The organism is Pseudomonas fulva (genome assembly GCF_023517795.1).
In the GTDB taxonomy this organism is placed as follows: domain Bacteria; phylum Pseudomonadota; class Gammaproteobacteria; order Pseudomonadales; family Pseudomonadaceae; genus Aquipseudomonas; species Aquipseudomonas fulva_D.
Genome location: NZ_CP082928.1, coordinates 2,683,028 through 2,700,142 on the forward strand (window position 1 = coordinate 2,683,028; position 17,115 = coordinate 2,700,142).

Annotated in this window: 13 protein-coding genes; 12 read left to right on the plus strand and 1 reads right to left on the minus strand. The window is 63.1% G+C overall.

Annotated features, from left to right (window positions below; all coding sequences use genetic code 11):
- Window positions 1-28: 28 nt before the first annotated feature.
- From K8U54_RS12090 to hemE, 11 genes are all read left to right on the plus strand, one after another.
- The gene (locus K8U54_RS12090; protein WP_249910328.1) at window positions 29-1,093 is read left to right on the plus strand and encodes a pilus assembly protein PilM; all 1,065 of its coding nucleotides are present in this window, start codon (window positions 29-31) and stop codon (window positions 1,091-1,093) included.
- Window positions 1,093-1,665, plus strand: coding sequence for a PilN domain-containing protein (locus K8U54_RS12095; RefSeq protein ID WP_249910329.1), 573 nt, complete (start codon window positions 1,093-1,095; stop codon window positions 1,663-1,665). Before K8U54_RS12090 ends, K8U54_RS12095 begins: the two co-directional genes overlap by 1 nt.
- Window positions 1,662-2,285 carry a type 4a pilus biogenesis protein PilO gene (gene pilO / locus K8U54_RS12100; protein WP_249910330.1) on the plus strand — a complete coding sequence of 208 codons (624 nt, stop codon included), beginning with the start codon at window positions 1,662-1,664 and terminating at the stop codon, window positions 2,283-2,285. The genes K8U54_RS12095 and pilO overlap by 4 nt, the downstream gene beginning before the upstream one ends.
- The gene (pilP, locus tag K8U54_RS12105) at window positions 2,282-2,800 is read left to right on the plus strand and encodes a type 4a pilus biogenesis lipoprotein PilP (RefSeq protein ID WP_249910331.1); all 519 of its coding nucleotides are present in this window, start codon (window positions 2,282-2,284) and stop codon (window positions 2,798-2,800) included. Before pilO ends, pilP begins: the two co-directional genes overlap by 4 nt.
- Before the next feature lie 54 nt (window positions 2,801-2,854).
- Window positions 2,855-5,023 (plus strand): type IV pilus secretin PilQ, encoded by a 2,169-nt coding sequence (pilQ, locus tag K8U54_RS12110; protein ID WP_249910332.1) that lies wholly within the window; start codon window positions 2,855-2,857, stop codon window positions 5,021-5,023.
- A gap of 3 nt (window positions 5,024-5,026) precedes the next feature.
- Window positions 5,027-5,545: a shikimate kinase AroK gene (gene aroK, locus K8U54_RS12115; RefSeq protein ID WP_075928589.1), complete on the plus strand. Its 519-nt coding sequence runs from the start codon at window positions 5,027-5,029 to the stop codon at window positions 5,543-5,545.
- 51 nt (window positions 5,546-5,596) lie between these two features.
- Window positions 5,597-6,703 (plus strand): 3-dehydroquinate synthase, encoded by a 1,107-nt coding sequence (gene aroB, locus K8U54_RS12120; protein ID WP_249910333.1) that lies wholly within the window; start codon window positions 5,597-5,599, stop codon window positions 6,701-6,703.
- Between the two features lie 7 nt (window positions 6,704-6,710).
- Window positions 6,711-8,333, plus strand: coding sequence for an AAA family ATPase (locus K8U54_RS12125; protein ID WP_249910334.1), 1,623 nt, complete (start codon window positions 6,711-6,713; stop codon window positions 8,331-8,333).
- A gap of 203 nt (window positions 8,334-8,536) precedes the next feature.
- Window positions 8,537-12,985 carry a glutamate synthase large subunit gene (gltB, locus tag K8U54_RS12130; RefSeq protein WP_249910335.1) on the plus strand — a complete coding sequence of 1,483 codons (4,449 nt, stop codon included), beginning with the start codon at window positions 8,537-8,539 and terminating at the stop codon, window positions 12,983-12,985.
- 101 nt (window positions 12,986-13,086) lie between these two features.
- A complete protein-coding gene (locus K8U54_RS12135) occupies window positions 13,087-14,505 on the plus strand; it encodes an FAD-dependent oxidoreductase (protein ID WP_249910336.1) in 1,419 nt (472 codons plus the stop codon).
- A 132-nt stretch (window positions 14,506-14,637) separates the two neighbouring features.
- Complete coding sequence (gene hemE / locus K8U54_RS12140; RefSeq protein WP_249910337.1) at window positions 14,638-15,705, plus strand: uroporphyrinogen decarboxylase; 1,068 nt, start codon at window positions 14,638-14,640, stop codon at window positions 15,703-15,705.
- A gap of 6 nt (window positions 15,706-15,711) precedes the next feature.
- Here the strand turns inward: hemE and K8U54_RS12145 are convergent, their stop codons facing one another.
- Complete coding sequence (locus K8U54_RS12145; protein ID WP_249910338.1) at window positions 15,712-16,113, minus strand: DUF2141 domain-containing protein; 402 nt, start codon at window positions 16,111-16,113, stop codon at window positions 15,712-15,714.
- A gap of 84 nt (window positions 16,114-16,197) precedes the next feature.
- Between K8U54_RS12145 and K8U54_RS12150 the strand changes: the two genes are divergently transcribed.
- Window positions 16,198-17,115 carry a dialkylrecorsinol condensing enzyme gene (locus K8U54_RS12150; RefSeq protein ID WP_249910339.1) on the plus strand — a complete coding sequence of 306 codons (918 nt, stop codon included), beginning with the start codon at window positions 16,198-16,200 and terminating at the stop codon, window positions 17,113-17,115.

The following is a 17,115-nucleotide window of genomic DNA, read 5'->3' on the forward strand; positions in this document are numbered from 1 at the left end:
AGTTATGGATGTGAATAGGAAATCGGTCGTGCTAGGGCTCTTCAGTAAAAAAGCGAATACGCTTTTGGGGATCGATATAAGTTCGACCTCCGTCAAGCTCCTCGAATTGAGTCGCTCAGGTAGCCGCTACAAGGTAGAGGCCTACGCTGTCGAGCCGCTCCCTGCCAACGCTGTGGTCGAAAAGAACATCGCCGAGCTCGAAGGGGTCGGCCAGGCCTTGTCCCGTGTCCTGGCCAAGGCCAAGACCAGCGTGCGCTCGGTCTCCGTGGCCGTTGCCGGCTCCGCGGTGATCACCAAGACCGTCGAGATGGAAGCGGGCCTGTCGGACGACGAGCTGGAGAACCAGCTCAAGCTCGAGGCCGACCAGTACATTCCGTACCCGCTTGAAGAGGTGGCGATCGACTTCGAAGTTCAGGGCATTTCGCCGCGCAACCCCGAGCGGGTCGAAGTGCTGCTTGCCGCCTGCCGCAAGGAAAACGTCGAAGTCCGCGAGGCCGCCCTGGCCCTCGCCGGGCTGACCGCCAAGGTCGTCGATGTCGAAGCCTATGCCCTCGAGCGTGCCTACGACCTGCTGGCCGAGCAGCTCGGCGGCGCACACGACGAGTTGACCGTGGCCGTCGTCGACATCGGCGCGACCATGACCACGCTCAGCGTGCTGCACAATGGCCGCACCATCTACACCCGCGAGCAGCTGTTCGGTGGCCGCCAGCTGACCGAGGAAATTCAGCGTCGCTATGGCCTGTCCGTCGATGAGGCCGGGCTTGCCAAGAAGCAGGGCGGCCTGCCCGACGACTACGAAAGCGAAGTGCTGCAGCCGTTCAAGGATGCATTGGTACAGCAGGTGTCGCGCTCGCTGCAGTTCTTCTTCGCCGCCGGCCAGTACAACGATGTGGATTACATCCTGCTGGCCGGTGGCACCGCTTCCATCCCCGATCTCGACCGCCTTATCCAGCAGAAGATCGGTACCCAGACGCTGGTCGCCAACCCCTTCGCGGACATGGCCCTGAGCGGCAAGGTGAATGCGGGAGCGCTGGCCAGTGATGCACCGGCATTGATGATTGCCTGCGGCCTGGCGATGAGGAGTTTCGACTGATGGCGCGGATTAACCTCCTTCCCTGGCGCGAGCAGCTTCGCGAAGAGCGCAAGCAGCGCTTTCTGGTGTCGCTGGGTGGCCTGCTGGTCGCCGCGGCAGCGCTGATCTTTCTGGGCGACCAGTACCTCAACGGCGAGATCGAGAATCAGCAGGCTCGTAACGACTTCGTGCGCAAGGAAATTGCCGTGCTCGACACCCGCATCGCGGAAATCAGCGAGCTGCGCACCCGCCGCCAGCAGTTGCTGGAGCGGATGAAGATCATTCAGGACCTGCAGGGCAATCGCCCGGTCATTGGCCATGTGTTCGACCAGTTGGTGCGAACGCTGCCCGATGGCGTGTATTTCACCGGGGTAAAAATGACCGACAAGACCATCGCCATCGTCGGCGCGGCCGAGTCGAACAGCCGAGTGTCCAAACTGATGCGTGACATGGATGCCTCCGACTGGCTGACCGCGCCCAATCTGACCGAGGTCAAGGCCGTCACCGCTGGCGCAGTGGACCAGGCCAACACCTTCCAGCTGACCGTGCAGCAATCCAAGCCCGTCAAGGAAGAAGCGGAGGTCAAGCCATGAGCCTGAATGATTCTCTGGCCAGCCTGCGCAAGGTCGATATCAACGATCTCGATCTGAACAACATCGGCTCCTGGCCCGCCGCGGTCAAGGTGATCGCCGGCATTCTGGCCGTCGTGCTGGTTCTGGTACTGGGCTACAACTTCCACCTGAAAGACCTGCAGGCCACCTTGGATCAGCAGCGTCTGGATGAAGAAACCCTCAAGGAGCAGTTTTCCACCAAGGCGTTCCAGGCGGCCAACCTGGAGGCTTACCGCGAGCAGATGAAGGAGGCCGAGACGTCGTTCGGTGCTCTGCTCAAGCAGTTGCCCAGCGACACCGAAGTGCCGGGTCTGCTCGAAGACATCACCCGTATCGGCCTGGACAGCGGTCTGGAGTTCGAGGAGATCAAGTTGCTACCGGAAGTCACGCAGCCGTTCTACATCGAACTGCCTATCCAGATTCAGGTGGTCGGTGGCTACCATGACCTGGCGACCTTCGTCAGTGGCGTCGCCAGTCAGCCGCGCATCGTTACGCTGCATGATTTCGAACTGGTTCCGGCCGAGGACGGCAGTACCTCCAAGCTGCGCATGAAGGTTCTGGCCAAGACCTATCGTTACAACGACAAGGGGGCACACCAATGAAACGTGCCCTTGTACCTGGCCTGTTGCTGCTGACCCTGAGCGGCTGCGGCGGCGGTGACTTCAGTGACCTGCAAGCCTACATGGATGAGGTGCGGGCGCGGCCAAAGGGCCAGATCGAGCCGCTGCCGCAACCTGAACCTTACGAAAGCTTCACCTACAGTGCTGCCGCCTTGCGCAGCCCATTCCAGCCGCCGGTGAAGATCGATATGGTCGCTCGGGCGAAAGGCAGCAAGGAAATCAAACCCGACGAAACGCGCGTGAAGCAGTTTCTCGAAGGGTTCAATATCGAGCTGTTCGAAATGGTCGGCACGCTGGCCAATGACAATGGTTCGTTCGCTCTGGTGAGCGGTGCGGGCGGAGTCCATCGCGTCAAGGTCGGGGATTACCTGGGACGCAATGAAGGCCGCATCGTCGCCATCGACAGCGCCAAGATCGATGTGGTCGAGATCGTCCCGGATGGTGACGGCGGCTGGCTCGAGCGTCCTCGTACCCTCACTCTGAAGGAACGCTCCTGAGGAGCGAGGTGAACCATGAATAGAAATAACCGGTCTGCCAAACGGAATCCAAGCATGAACAGCTCTCTCTCTCGCCTAAGCATCTCGCTGCTGGTGGCACTGCTCTCTCCTGCCGCTCTGGCCGCCAACCTGCAGGCGCTGGACGTGGCGGCTCTGCCGGGCGACCGTGTCGAGCTGAAACTGTCCTTCGACGAGCCGGTAGCGGCGCCGCGCGGCTACACCATCGAGCAGCCGGCGCGCATCGCCCTGGATCTGCCCGGCGTTTCCAACAAGCTGGGCGTGAAGAACCGGGAGCTGGGCATGGGCAATGCGCGCAGCGTCACCGTGGTCGAGGCCAAGGATCGTACGCGGTTGATCATCAACCTGACCAACCTGTCGCCCTACAATACCCGCACCGAAGGCAACAACCTGTTCGTGCAGGTCGGTACCGGCGTGGCCACGTCGGCAACCACCACGGCGGCAGCGCCAGTGAGCGCGCCTGCGCCAGCAACGGCCCGTCCTGCCCAGGCGGCGACGCCGGTTGCGGCACCGGCAGCGCCGAAGGTGTTCGGCGCCGTCAACAAGTCGATCAGCAATATCGACTTTCAACGTGGCGAGCAGGGTGAGGGCAACGTCGTCATCAACCTGTCCGATGCGTCCGTCAGCCCTGATATCCAGGAGCGTGGCGGCAAGATCATTCTCAATTTCAACCGCACCCAGCTGCCTGAAGCCCTGCGTGTGCGCCTGGACGTCAAGGACTTCGCCACCCCGGTGCAGTTCGTCAGTGCCAGCGGCACGGGTGATGATGCAAGCATCGTGATCGAGCCTGTTGGCGCTTTCGATTATCTGGCCTACCAGACCGAGAACAAGCTGACCCTCAGCGTCAAGCCGCTGACCCAGGAAGATGCCGACAAGCGTCAGGCCGAGCGCTTCGCCTATACCGGCGAGAAGCTGTCGCTGAACTTCCAGGATATCGACGTGCGTTCGGTGCTGCAGCTGATCGCCGATTTCACCGATTTGAACCTGGTCGCCAGTGATACGGTGGCGGGCAATATCACCCTGCGTCTGCAGAACGTTCCATGGGATCAGGCACTGGACCTGGTGCTCAAGACCAAAGGCCTCGACAAGCGCCAGGTCGGCAACGTGCTGTTGGTAGCGCCGGCGGAAGAAATTGCCGCCCGTGAGCGTCAAGAGCTGGAGTCGCAGAAGCAGATCGCCGAACTGGCCCCGCTGCGCCGTGAGCTGATTCAGGTCAACTACGCCAAGGCTGCCGATATGGCCAAGCTGTTCCAGTCGGTGACCAGTGCCAATGGTGGCGTGGCGGATGATCGTGGCTCGATTACCGTCGATGAGCGCACCAATAGCATCATCGCTTATCAGACTCAGGAGCGGCTGGATGAGCTGCGCCGTATCGTCGCTCAGCTGGATGTGGCGGTGCGTCAGGTGATGATCGAGGCGCGTATCGTTGAGGCCAATGTCAATTATGATAAGGCGCTGGGCGTGCGTTGGGGAGGGAGTGCAAGGAGAGGCGGCTGGGATGTAAGTGGTAAGGATGGTGTTCAGGCTTTTGATGAAGATACTGGTGCACGAGCTCCATTCGTAGGAACGGATACAATCGGTAGTACGACTTTGGATGATGGTCTTGCTCGCTTGCCTTTCGTTGATATGGGGGTAGCTAATAGTACTTCTGGTATCGGTATAGGCTTCTTGAGTAACAATGTGGTACTTGATCTTCAGCTTTCTGCCATGGAAAGCTCGGGTAACGGCGAAATTGTCTCTCAGCCCAAGGTGGTGACCTCAGATAAGGAAACCGCGAAGATTTTGAAGGGCCAAGAGGTTCCCTATCAGGAAGCTAGCTCCAGTGGAGCAACGTCTACATCGTTTAAAGAAGCTGCCTTGTCTCTTGAAGTAACCCCGCAAATCACGCCGGACAACCGCATTATCATGGAAGTAAAGGTGACCAAGGATGCACCGGACTTCCAGCGAGCAGTTAACGGAGTTCCGCCGATTAACAAAAATGAAGTCAATGCCAAGGTGCTCGTTTCTGATGGCGAGACGATCGTAATTGGTGGGGTGTTCGAGAATACTCAGAGCAAATCTGTCGAAAAGGTTCCGTTTCTTGGGGATGTGCCGTATCTGGGCCGCCTGTTCCGCCGCGATATCGTGCAGGACAACAAGACCGAGTTGCTGGTTTTCATCACTCCGCGCATCATGAACACCTCTGCGGTGGCCGTGAGTCGGTAATTTGTGCGTAATCTGATCCTTGTCGGCCCGATGGGTGCTGGAAAAAGCACCATCGGGCGTTTGCTGGCCAAAGAGCTGCGGTTGCCATTCAAGGACTCCGACAAGGAGATCGAACAGCGTACCGGTGCCGATATACCCTGGATTTTCGATGTCGAGGGCGAGCAGGGTTTCCGTGAGCGCGAGCAAGCGGTCATCTGTTCGCTGTGCGAATCCGATGGTCTGGTGCTGGCTACGGGCGGCGGTGCGGTATTGCGACCGCAGAATCGCCAGGCGCTGCGCGACAGTGGGCGGGTTGTGTATCTGCATGCGTCCGTGGAGCAGCAGATCGACCGCACGGCCCGTGATCGCAATCGCCCCTTGTTGCGTGCGCCCAATCCCGGGCAGGTGCTGGCTGACCTGCTGGCCATTCGTGATCCGCTGTATCGGGAAATCGCGGATGTGATCATCGAGACCGATGAGCGTCCGCCGCGAATGGTGGTTCAGGAAATTCTCGAGCGGCTGGAAGCGCTGGCGCCCCGTTAATGACAGGGCAGAACTGCGCTATCCTAGAGCCCTTTTTCAATCGGGGGCTCCATGCAAACACTTCATGTTGATCTCGCTGAGCGCAGCTACCCCATTCATATCGGGGCAGGCCTGCTGGGCCGCGCCGATCTGCTGGCGCCGCATATCGTCGGCCGTCAGGTGGCCATCGTCACCAACGAGACCATCGCGCCGCTGTATCTGCAAGCCCTGCAGGATACGCTCGCCGACTACCGCGTCACCCCGATCGTGCTGCCCGATGGCGAGGCGTTCAAGAACTGGGAAACCCTGCAGAGCATCTTCGATGGCCTGCTCGGCGCGCGCCATGATCGACGCACTACCGTCCTGGCCTTGGGTGGTGGGGTGATCGGCGATATGGCCGGCTTCGCCGCGGCCTGCTACCAGCGTGGCGTGAACTTCATCCAGTTGCCGACCACCCTGCTGTCTCAGGTCGACTCGTCGGTAGGGGGCAAGACCGGCATCAACCACCCGCTGGGCAAGAACATGGTCGGTGCGTTCTACCAGCCCCAGGCCGTGCTGATCGATACGCGCAGCCTGGACACCCTGCCGCCCCGTGAGCTGTCGGCGGGTCTGGCTGAGGTGATCAAGTACGGGCTGATCTGCGACGCGCCGTTTCTCGGCTGGCTCGAGGAGAACATGGCCGCCCTGCGTAGCCTGGATCAGGCCGCGTTGACCGAGGCCATCGAGCGCTCCTGTGCGGCCAAGGCGCGGGTGGTCGGTGCCGACGAGAAGGAAACCGGCGTGCGCGCCACGCTGAACCTGGGCCATACCTTCGGGCATGCCATCGAGACACAGATGGGCTATGGCGTCTGGCTGCACGGTGAAGCCGTGGCGGCAGGAACGGTGATGGCCCTGGAGATGTCTCATCGCCTGGGCTGGATCACTGCCGACGAGCGTGATCGTGGTATTCGTCTGTTCCAGGCCGCCGGCCTGCCTGTGGTGCCGCCACAGACGATGACGCCCGGGCAGTTCCTCGAGCACATGGCCGTGGACAAGAAGGTGCTGGATGGTCAATTGCGCCTGGTGCTGCTGCGTTCGCTGGGCGAGGCGGTGGTGACCAGCGATTACCCGGCAGACATATTGAGTGCCACCCTGGCTGCCGATTACCCGGCGCTGGTGGCCCGGCTTAACAATCAGTGAGTATTCAATGACCAGTTTGCACGCCGACGAAGCATTTCTCGACCACTACCAGTTCACCCACGATCCCTTCGCGGCGCGGGTGCCTGGCTTCAAGTTCTTCCCGGCGCAGCGCAAGCCGGTGCTCGGGCAGCTGCATCACCTGGCGCGCTACAGCCAGTTGCTGCTGGTGGTCACCGGCCCCGAGGGCAGTGGCAAGACCCTGCTGCGCCAGGCGCTGGTCGCCAGCACCAACAAACAGGCGGTGCACAACGTGGTGGTTTCGGCCCAGGGAGCGGCGGATCCGGCGACCCTGATGCGCCATGTCGCCCAGGGTTTGAATACCCAGCAGACCGATCGCGCCTCGCTGCTCGGGCAGGTTGGCCAGCTGTCTTTGACCGGGCAGGAGGTCTACCTGCTGATCGACGATGCCGAGGAGCTCAGCGATGCGGCGATCGACGAACTGCTGATCCTGGCGCAAGGCAACAGCGAAGGTCGTCCCCACGTCTTCCTGTTCGCCGATAGCGACCTGATCGCCCGCCTGGATGCCCTGAGCAATGGCGAAGAATCCTTCCATGTGATCGAGCTGCAGCCCTACAGCGAAGACGAGACCCGTGAATACCTGGCCGTCCGCCTGGAAGGCGCGGCCCAGGGCATCGACCTGCTGTCCGAAGAGCAGATCGAGCTGATTCACGAGCGCTCCGGTGGTTGGCCGGGTGAAATCAACCGGGTGGCGCGCGATGTGCTGATCGACGCCATGGCCGCGCGTCGTGGCGCGGTAAAGGGCGGTGGTTTCGCACTCAAGCTGCCCAGGAAGCACCTGCTCGCGCTGGGTGTGGTCGCTGTCGGTGTGGCTGCCGCCCTGCTCATGCAGGGCCGCTCCGAGCCTACCGATGCGCAAGCTCCGGCCCAGGCCCAGCTGCCCATGGGTGCAGCGCCGCAGCCTGAAGCTGCACAGAGTGCGCCAGCTGGCGCCGAGCAGGGCGCCGATGGGCGGCCGCCGATCGAGTTCGCGGGCAGCAACCAGCCGCTGCCGTTGCCGCTGGTAGGTCAGTCGCAGCCGGTGATCCGCCAGCCTCTGGCCCAGGCAGCGGGTGAAACCGACGGTGAAGCGAACGTCGAGTTGCCGGAGTCCACGCCGGCCGCGCCGGTGAACATTCCCCCGACAGCCGCGCAGAACGTGCCCGCGCCAACGCCTGCTCCGGCCCCGCAAATGGCCGCGCCCCCTGTACCTCAGCCGAAACCGGCTGAGCAGCCGAAGCCGGTGCAGCAGCCCAAACCGGTCGAGCAGCCCAAACCCGCTACGCCGCCTGCCACGGCAGCCCGGCCTGCGCCGGCGACGCCAGCACCCGCCACGGCGGGTGGCGCGCAAGCCAATAGCTGGTATGCGGCGCAGAGCAAGAGCCACTACACCCTGCAGGTGCTGGGTACCAGCACGGAGGCCGCGGCGCGTTCCTTCGTCAGTCAGAACGGCTCGCAGTACCGCTACTTCAAGAAGATGCACCAGGGTAAGCCACTTTTCGTCATCACTTATGGTAGCTTTGCCAGCCGCGACGCCGCCCAGGCTGCCGTAAAGACCCTGCCCGCCAAGGTTCAGGCCGGCAAGCCGTGGCCGAAGACCTTCGCCAGCGTCACCCAGGAAATGACCAACTGATCGAAAGAGCCCGTTACGTACAAAATCGCGTAACGGGCTCTTTCGTTTTTGCGACATTTTATTCCTGTTTTTCGTCACATTGTTCTTTGTGGCGCCTATCTCGCTATGTACAATGCCCTCCGTTTGCCTGCGCAACGCGGCGTCTAGACCTGCGCGCGGATTAGAGAAAACGCCTGAGAAAGGCTGTCTGGTGAGAGTCCCCTATGAAAGCAGGTTTGTACCGTCCTGATGAGTTCAAGGATAACTGCGGCTTCGGCCTGATCGCCCACATGCAGGGTGAGGCCAGCCATCACCTGTTGCAGACCGCGATCGAAGCCCTGACCTGCATGACCCACCGTGGTGGCATCAATGCCGACGGCAAGACGGGTGACGGCTGCGGTTTGCTGATTCAAAAGCCCGATCTGTTCCTGCGCGCCGTGGCCCAGGACACCTTCGGCGTCGACCTGCCCAAGCAATATGCCGTCGGCATGGTCTTCCTCAACCAGGATGACGCCAGGGCCAGTGCTGCTCGCGACAACATGAACCGCGAGATCCAGGCGGCTGGCCTGAGCCTGGTCGGCTGGCGCAAGGTGCCGATCGATACCAGCGTGCTTGGCCAGCTGGCGCTGGAGCGTTTGCCGCAGATCGAGCAGGTGTTCGTCGGCGGTGAAGGCCTGAGCGATCAGGAGTTCGCCATCAAGCTGTTCTGCGCCCGTCGCCGCTCATCGGTGGCCAACGCCGCGGACACCGAGCACTACATCTGCAGCTTCTCGCACAAGACCATCATCTACAAAGGCCTGATGATGCCGGCCGACCTGCAGCAGTTCTACCCGGACCTGGGTGACGAGCGCCTGCAGACCGCCATCTGCGTCTTCCACCAGCGCTTCTCCACCAACACCCTGCCGAAGTGGCCGCTGGCTCAGCCGTTCCGTTTCCTCGCCCACAACGGCGAAATCAACACCATCACCGGCAACCGCAACTGGGCCCAGGCACGCCGCACCAAGTTCGAGAACGGCCAGATCCCGGCCCTTGACGAGCTCGGCCCGCTGGTCAACCGCGTGGGTTCCGACTCCTCGAGCATGGACAACATGCTCGAACTGATGGTCACCGGCGGCATCGACCTGTTCCGCGGCGTGCGCATGATCATTCCGCCGGCCTGGCAGAACGTCGAAACCATGGACGCCGACCTGCGCGCGTTCTACGAATACAACTCCATGCACATGGAGCCCTGGGATGGCCCGGCCGGCGTGGTGCTGACCGATGGCCGCCATGCCGTGTGCCTGCTCGACCGCAACGGCCTGCGCCCGGCGCGCTGGGTGACCACCACCAATGGCTACATCACCCTGGCTTCGGAAATCGGCGTGTGGAATTACCAGCCCGAGGACGTGGTCGCCAAAGGCCGTGTCGGCCCGGGCCAGATCCTTGCCGTGGATACCGAAACCGGCCAGGTGCTGACCACCGACGACATCGACAACCGCCTCAAGTCGCGCCACCCCTACAAGCAGTGGCTGCGCAAGAGCGCGCTGCGCGTGCGCGCGACCATGGAAGACAACGACCATGGCTCGGCCTTCTACGAGGCCGACCAGCTCAAGCAATACATGAAGATGTTCCAGGTCACCTTCGAGGAGCGTGACCAGGTGCTGCGCCCGCTCGCCGAGCAGGGCCAGGAAGCGGTCGGTTCCATGGGTGACGACACGCCGATGGCCGTGCTGAGCCAGCGCGTGCGCTCGCCGTACGATTATTTCCGCCAGCAGTTCGCCCAGGTCACCAACCCGCCGATCGACCCGCTGCGCGAAGCCATCGTCATGTCGCTGGAGATCTGCCTCGGGGCCGAGCGCAATATCTTCGAGGAGTCGCCCGAGCACGCCATTCGCGTGATCCTCAGCTCGCCGGTGATCTCCCCGGCCAAGTGGCGCACCCTGATGAACCTGGACCGCCCGGGTTTCGAGCGGCAGATCATCGACCTCAACTACGACGAGTCGATCGGCCTGGAAGCGGCCGTGCGCAACATGGCCGACCAGGCCGAAGAAGCCGTGCGCGCCGGCAAGGTATTGCTGGTACTCAGCGACCGCCATATCGCCCCAGGCAAGCTGCCGGCCCACGCCGCACTGGTCACTGGCGCCGTGCACCACCGCCTGACCGAGACCGGCCTGCGTTGCGACTGCAACATCCTGGTGGAAACCGCCACTGCCCGTGACCCGCACCATTACGCGGTGCTGATCGGCTTCGGCGCCTCGGCGGTCTATCCGTTCCTGGCCTACGAAGTGCTGGGCGACCTGATCCGCACCGGCGAAGTGCTGGGCGACCTGTACGAAGTCTTCAAGTACTACCGCAAGGGCATCTCCAAGGGCCTCTTGAAGATCCTCTCGAAGATGGGCATCTCCACCGTCGGTTCCTACCGCGGCGCCCAGCTGTTCGAAGCCGTCGGCCTGGCCGACGAGGTCACCGACCTGTGCTTCCGTGGCGTGCCGAGCCGCCTCAAGGGCGCGCGTTTCGTCGACCTGGAAGCCGAGCAGAAAGCCCTGGCCGCCGAAGCCTGGAACAACCGCAAGGCCATTCAGCAGGGCGGTTTGCTCAAGTTCGTCTATGGCGGCGAATACCACGCCTACAACCCGGACGTGGTCAACACCCTGCAGGCCGCGGTCAAGCAGGGCAGCTACGAGAAATTCAAGGAATACACCGCGCTGGTGGATACCCGCCCGGTGTCGATGCTGCGCGATCTGCTGCAGGTCAAGCTGGCTGACCAGCCGCTGAGCCTGGACGAAGTCGAGCCACTGGAGGCGATCTTCAAGCGCTTCGATGCGGCCGGCATCTCCCTGGGCGCTCTGTCGCCCGAAGCCCACGAGGCCCTGGCCGAGGCGATGAACCGCCTGGGCGCGCGCTCCAACTCCGGCGAGGGCGGTGAGGACCCGGCGCGCTACGGCACCATCAAGAGTTCGAAGATCAAGCAGATCGCCACTGGCCGTTTCGGCGTGACCCCGGAATACCTGGTCAACGCCGAAGTGCTGCAGATCAAGGTCGCCCAGGGTGCCAAGCCGGGCGAGGGCGGTCAGCTGCCAGGCGGCAAGGTCAACGGCTTGATCGCCAAGCTGCGCTATGCGGTGCCGGGCGTGACGCTGATCTCGCCGCCGCCGCACCACGACATCTACTCCATCGAAGACCTGGCGCAGCTGATCTATGACCTCAAACAGGTCAACCCCAGCGCCCTGGTCTCGGTGAAGCTGGTCTCCGAGGCTGGTGTCGGCACCATCGCCGCAGGTGTGGCCAAGGCCTACGCCGACCTGATCACCATCTCCGGCTATGACGGCGGTACCGGCGCCTCGCCGCTGACCTCCATCAAGTACGCGGGCGCGCCGTGGGAACTGGGCCTGGCGGAAACCCACCAGACCCTGCGCGGCAACGACCTGCGCGGCAAGGTACGGGTACAGACCGACGGCGGCCTGAAAACCGGCCTGGACGTGATCAAGGCCGCCATCCTCGGCGCCGAGAGCTTCGGCTTTGGCACCGCGCCGATGGTCGCGCTGGGCTGCAAGTACCTGCGCATCTGCCACCTGAACAACTGCGCCACCGGCGTGGCCACCCAGAACGACAAGCTGCGCAAGGACCACTTCATCGGCACCGTCGACATGGTGGTGAATTTCTTCACCTATGTGGCCGAAGAAACCCGCGAATGGCTGGCCAGGCTGGGCGTGCGCAGCCTCGGCGAGCTGATCGGTCGTACCGACCTGCTCGACGTGCTGCCGGGCGAAAGCGCCAAGCAGAACCACCTGGATCTGACCCCGCTGCTGGGCAGCGACCATATCCCGGCGAACAAGCCGCAGTTCTGCGAAGTCGACCGCAACCCGCCGTTCGACCAGGGCCTGCTGGCCGAGGAAATGCTGTCCATGGCCAAGTCGGCCATCGATGGCGCCACCGGCGGCGAGTTCGAACTCGACATCTGCAACTGCGACCGTTCCATCGGTGCCCGCGTCTCCGGCGAAATCGCCCGGGTGCATGGCAACCAGGGCATGGTCAAGGCGCCGATCACCTTCCGCTTCAAGGGTACTGCCGGGCAGAGCTTCGGGGTGTGGAACGCCGGCGGCCTGAACCTGTACCTCGAAGGCGACGCCAACGACTACGTCGGCAAGGGCATGACTGCCGGCAAGCTGGTGATCGTGCCGCCGAAGGGCAGCCCGTTCGCCACCCAGGACAGCGCGATCATCGGCAACACCTGCCTGTACGGCGCCACGGGCGGCAAGCTGTTCGCCGCCGGCACCGCGGGTGAGCGTTTCGCGGTGCGTAACTCCGGCGCCCATGCGGTGGTCGAGGGTGTGGGCGACCACTGTTGCGAGTACATGACCGGCGGCTTCGTCTGCGTACTGGGCAAGACCGGCTACAACTTCGGTTCCGGCATGACCGGCGGCTTCGCCTACGTGCTCGACCTGGACAACAGCTTCTACGACCGTGTGAACCATGAACTGGTGGAGATCCAGCGCATCAACAGCGAGTCCATGGAAGCCTACCGTAGCCACCTGGAGCGCGTGCTGGTCGAATACGTCGAAGAGACGTCGAGCGAGTGGGGCCGCAACCTGCTGGAAAACCTGGACGACTACCTGCGCAAGTTCTGGCTGGTCAAGCCCAAGGCCGCGAACCTCAAGTCGCTGCTCTCCAGCATCCGCGCCAACCCGCAATAAGCAGCTTCAAGCGGCGTGCCCGACCAAAGGGCCGCCGCTCAACGTGATTGTCTCGCAGCTCTGGGCGCATCGCCCGGCGCCGCTGTTAAGAGGTTTATGACATGGCTGAACGTCTGAATAACGACTTCCAGTTCATCGAAGTCGGGCGTAAAGACCCGAAGAAGAAGCTGCTGCGTCAGCGCAAGAAAGAATTCGTCGAGATCTACGACACCTTCAAGCCGGCCCAGGCCAGCGACCAGGCGCACCGCTGCCTGGGTTGCGGCAACCCGTATTGCGAGTGGAAGTGCCCGGTGCACAACTTCATCCCCAGCTGGTTGAAGCTGGTCTCCGAGGGCAACATCCTGGCCGCCGCCGAGCTGAGCCACCAGACCAACACCCTGCCGGAAGTCTGCGGCCGCGTGTGCCCGCAGGACCGTCTCTGCGAGGGCGCCTGTACCCTCAACGACGGCTTCGGCGCGGTGACCATCGGCTCGGTGGAGAAGTACATCACCGACACCGCCTTCGCCATGGGCTGGCGCCCGGACATGTCCAAGGTCAAGCCGACCGGCAAGCGGGTCGCGGTGATCGGCGCCGGTCCGGCCGGCCTGGGCTGTGCCGACGTGCTGGTGCGCAACGGCGTGACCCCGGTGGTGTTCGACAAGAACCCGGAGATCGGCGGCCTGCTGACCTTCGGCATCCCCGAGTTCAAGCTGGAAAAGACCGTGCTCAGCAACCGCCGCGAAGTCTTCACCGGCATGGGCATCGAGTTCCGCCTGAACACCGAAGTGGGCAAGGACATCACCCTGCAGCAGCTGCTGGATGAATACGATGCCGTGTTCATGGGCATGGGCACCTACACCTACATGAAGGGCGGCTTCCCTGGTGAAGACCTGCCGGGCGTCCACGATGCGCTGGATTTCCTGATCGCCAACGTCAACCGCAACCTCGGTTTCGAGAAGGTGCCGGAAGACTTCGTCGACATGAAGGGCAAGCGCGTCGTGGTGCTCGGCGGTGGTGACACCGCCATGGACTGCAACCGCACCTCGATCCGCCAGGGTGCCAAGGCCGTGACCTGCGCCTACCGCCGCGACGAAGCGAACATGCCGGGCTCGCGCAAGGAAGTGAAGAACGCCAAGGAGGAGGGCGTGAAGTTCCTGTTCAACCGCCAGCCCATCGCCATCGTCGGCGAAGACCGGGTCGAAGGCGTCAAGGTGGTCGAGACCCGCCTCGGCGAGCCGGATGCCCGTGGCCGTCGCAGCCCCGAGCCGATCCCGGGCTCCGAGGAAATCATCCCGGCCGAAGCCGTGCTGATCGCCTTCGGCTTCCGCCCGAGCCCGGCACCGTGGTTCGAGGAGTTCGATATCCGTATCGACACCCAGGGCCGTGTGGTCGCGCCAGAAAAGGCCACCTTCAAGCACCAGACCAGCAACCCGAAGGTGTTTGCTGGCGGTGACATGGTGCGCGGCTCCGACCTGGTGGTTACCGCCATCTACGAAGGGCGCAACGCCGCGGAAGGGATTCTCGACTACCTCGGCGTCTAAGCTACTGCGCTCGGCGAGCCGTCAGGCATTTGCCCGCGACAAATTGACCCGATAGAGAAAAGGCACGGCCCTCGCCGTGCCTTTTGTTTTGGGGTCTGCGAAAATGCCCGCACTTTTTTCTAGGACTCTGCCATGACCGCCCTGAAGAACGACCGTTTCCTGCGTGCCCTGCTTAAGCAGCCCGTCGACGTCACGCCGGTGTGGATGATGCGCCAGGCCGGTCGTTACCTGCCCGAGTACCGCGCCAGCCGCGCCAAGGCCGGGGACTTCATGAGCCTGATGATGAACCCCGAGTTCGCCTGCGAAGTCACCCTGCAGCCGCTGGATCGCTACCCGCAGCTCGACGCCGCGATCCTGTTCTCGGACATCCTCACCATTCCCCATGCCATGGGTCAGGGTCTGTACTTCGAAACCGGCGAAGGCCCGCGTTTCAGGAAGGTGATCAGCAGCGCCGCGGATATCGAGGCACTGCCGATTCCCGATCCGGAACAGGACCTGGGCTACGTGATGGACGCGGTGCGCACCATCAAGTCGGCGCTGAATGGCCGTGTTCCGCTGATCGGCTTTTCCGGCAGCCCATGGACGCTGGCGACCTATATGGTCGAAGGCGGCTCGTCGAAGGACTTCCGCAAGATCAAGGCGATGCTCTACGACCAGCCCGAGGCCATGCACGCGCTGCTCGACAAGCTGGCGCAGTCGGTGACCGCCTACCTCAACGGGCAGATTCGCGCCGGCGCCCAGGCCGTGCAAATCTTCGATACCTGGGGCGGCAACCTGTCGTCGGCCGCCTATCAGACCTTTTCCCTGGCCTACATGCAGAAGATCGTCGACGGCCTGATCCGCGAGCAGGACGGTCGCAAGATCCCAGTGATCCTGTTCACCAAGAATGGCGGCCTGTGGTTGGAGTCGATAGCAGCCACCGGTGCCGACGCCCTGGGCCTGGACTGGAGCTGCGACATCGGCGAAGCGCGCCGCCGCGTCGGTCATCAGGTGGCCCTGCAGGGCAACATGGATCCCACCGTGCTGTACGCCAAGCCAGCGGCGATTCGCGCCGAAGTCGCGCGCATCCTCGACAGCTACGGCAATGGCACTGGGCATGTCTTCAACCTGGGCCATGGCATCACCCCGGAAGTCGATCCGGCCCACGCCGGCGCCTTCCTCGAAGCCGTCCACGAGCTGTCGGCTGCCTACCACCGTTGATTGCGGTTAGTCCGTCTGCGCTTTGCCGCGAGGCTGGTGCAGGCGGATATCGATCAGCGTGTCCTCGTCGCCATGCTCGAATTGTGCCGCCCTGGGTGTCGGCTTGCCCTTGAGCAAGGTCGGATTGGCGGAGAAGCCGACGGGCTCCTGGGGAATGCCGCGGGGGCTGAGGTCGAGGCGGCCGTTGCCGTTACTGTCCTGATAGAGCTGCAGGGCGAAGCGCCCCGGCGGCACGTCCTTGACGATCACCTGCTCGCCGCTGCCCTGCTGCGCGTGCAACAGCGGCTCCCAGGTCTTCTGATCTGCGCTGACCAGCCCCAGGTAGAGCGGGGCGGTACTCTGATTGCCCTGCACGCGCACCAAAAGATCGCCCGCCTGGGCCGACAAGGTGCCAGACAGGAGAACCACTGCGCAGGCCACGCAGCGTTTGGTTACGATTTGAAGAAGTCTCTGTGGCATAATCCGCCCATTTTGCAGGGATTCGCTTAAAAAATGCGTCAGGTTCTCGTCGTTCACTTTTCACAGACTGGCCAATTGAACCGCCTGGTGCAATCGGTCTGTGCGCCCATGCAGGCGAGTGACGGCGTGCAGGTCGATTTCCTGGCCCTGCAGCCGGCCCAGCCGTTTCCCTTTCCCTGGCCCTTTCTCGGCTTCTTCCGGATCTTCCCGGAAACCGTGCTGATGAAGCCGCAGCCGCTGCTGCCCCTCGCCGTCGACCCCGACAAGCGCTACGACCTGATCATTCTCGCCTACCAGGTATGGTTCCTGTCGCCCTCGCTGCCCTGCAGCAGTTTTCTGGCCTCGCCCGAGGCTGCTCAGCTGCTCAAGGGCACGCCGGTGGTGACCCTGATCGGCTGTCGCAACATGTGGCTGATGGCTCAGGAAAAAGTCAAGGCGCGCCTGCAGGCGCTGGGCGCGCGGCTGGTCGACAACGTGGTGCTGACCGATGCCTGTGGCGCTGCAGCGAGCTTTCTGGCCACGCCGTTGTGGATGTTCACCGGCCGGCAGAAGCCCTACAGCTGGGTGCCGCGTGCCGGTATCGACGAGGGCGAACTGGCTGCCGCCAGCCGCTTTGGCGAGGCCATGGTGCGCCGCCTGGTGGCTGACGAGCAGCCCATCGAGCAGCCGATGCTCATCGGCCTGGGCGCGGTGAAGGTGGATGAAAAACTGATTGCCAGCGAAAAGGTCGGCAACCGCAGCTTTACCCTGTGGAGTCGCCTGCTCTCCGCGCTAGGCCCGCAGCAGAGCATGCGTCGCGGCATCGGGCTGGTGGTCTATATCGCTTTCCTGATCTGCCTGATTCTCACCGTGGTGCCGATCAGCGCCCTGTTGAAAAAGTTGTTGGCGCCGTTGTTCAAGGCGCGAATCCAGCGTCAGAAGGCCTACTTCGCCGGTCCGTCCGGCGAGTGA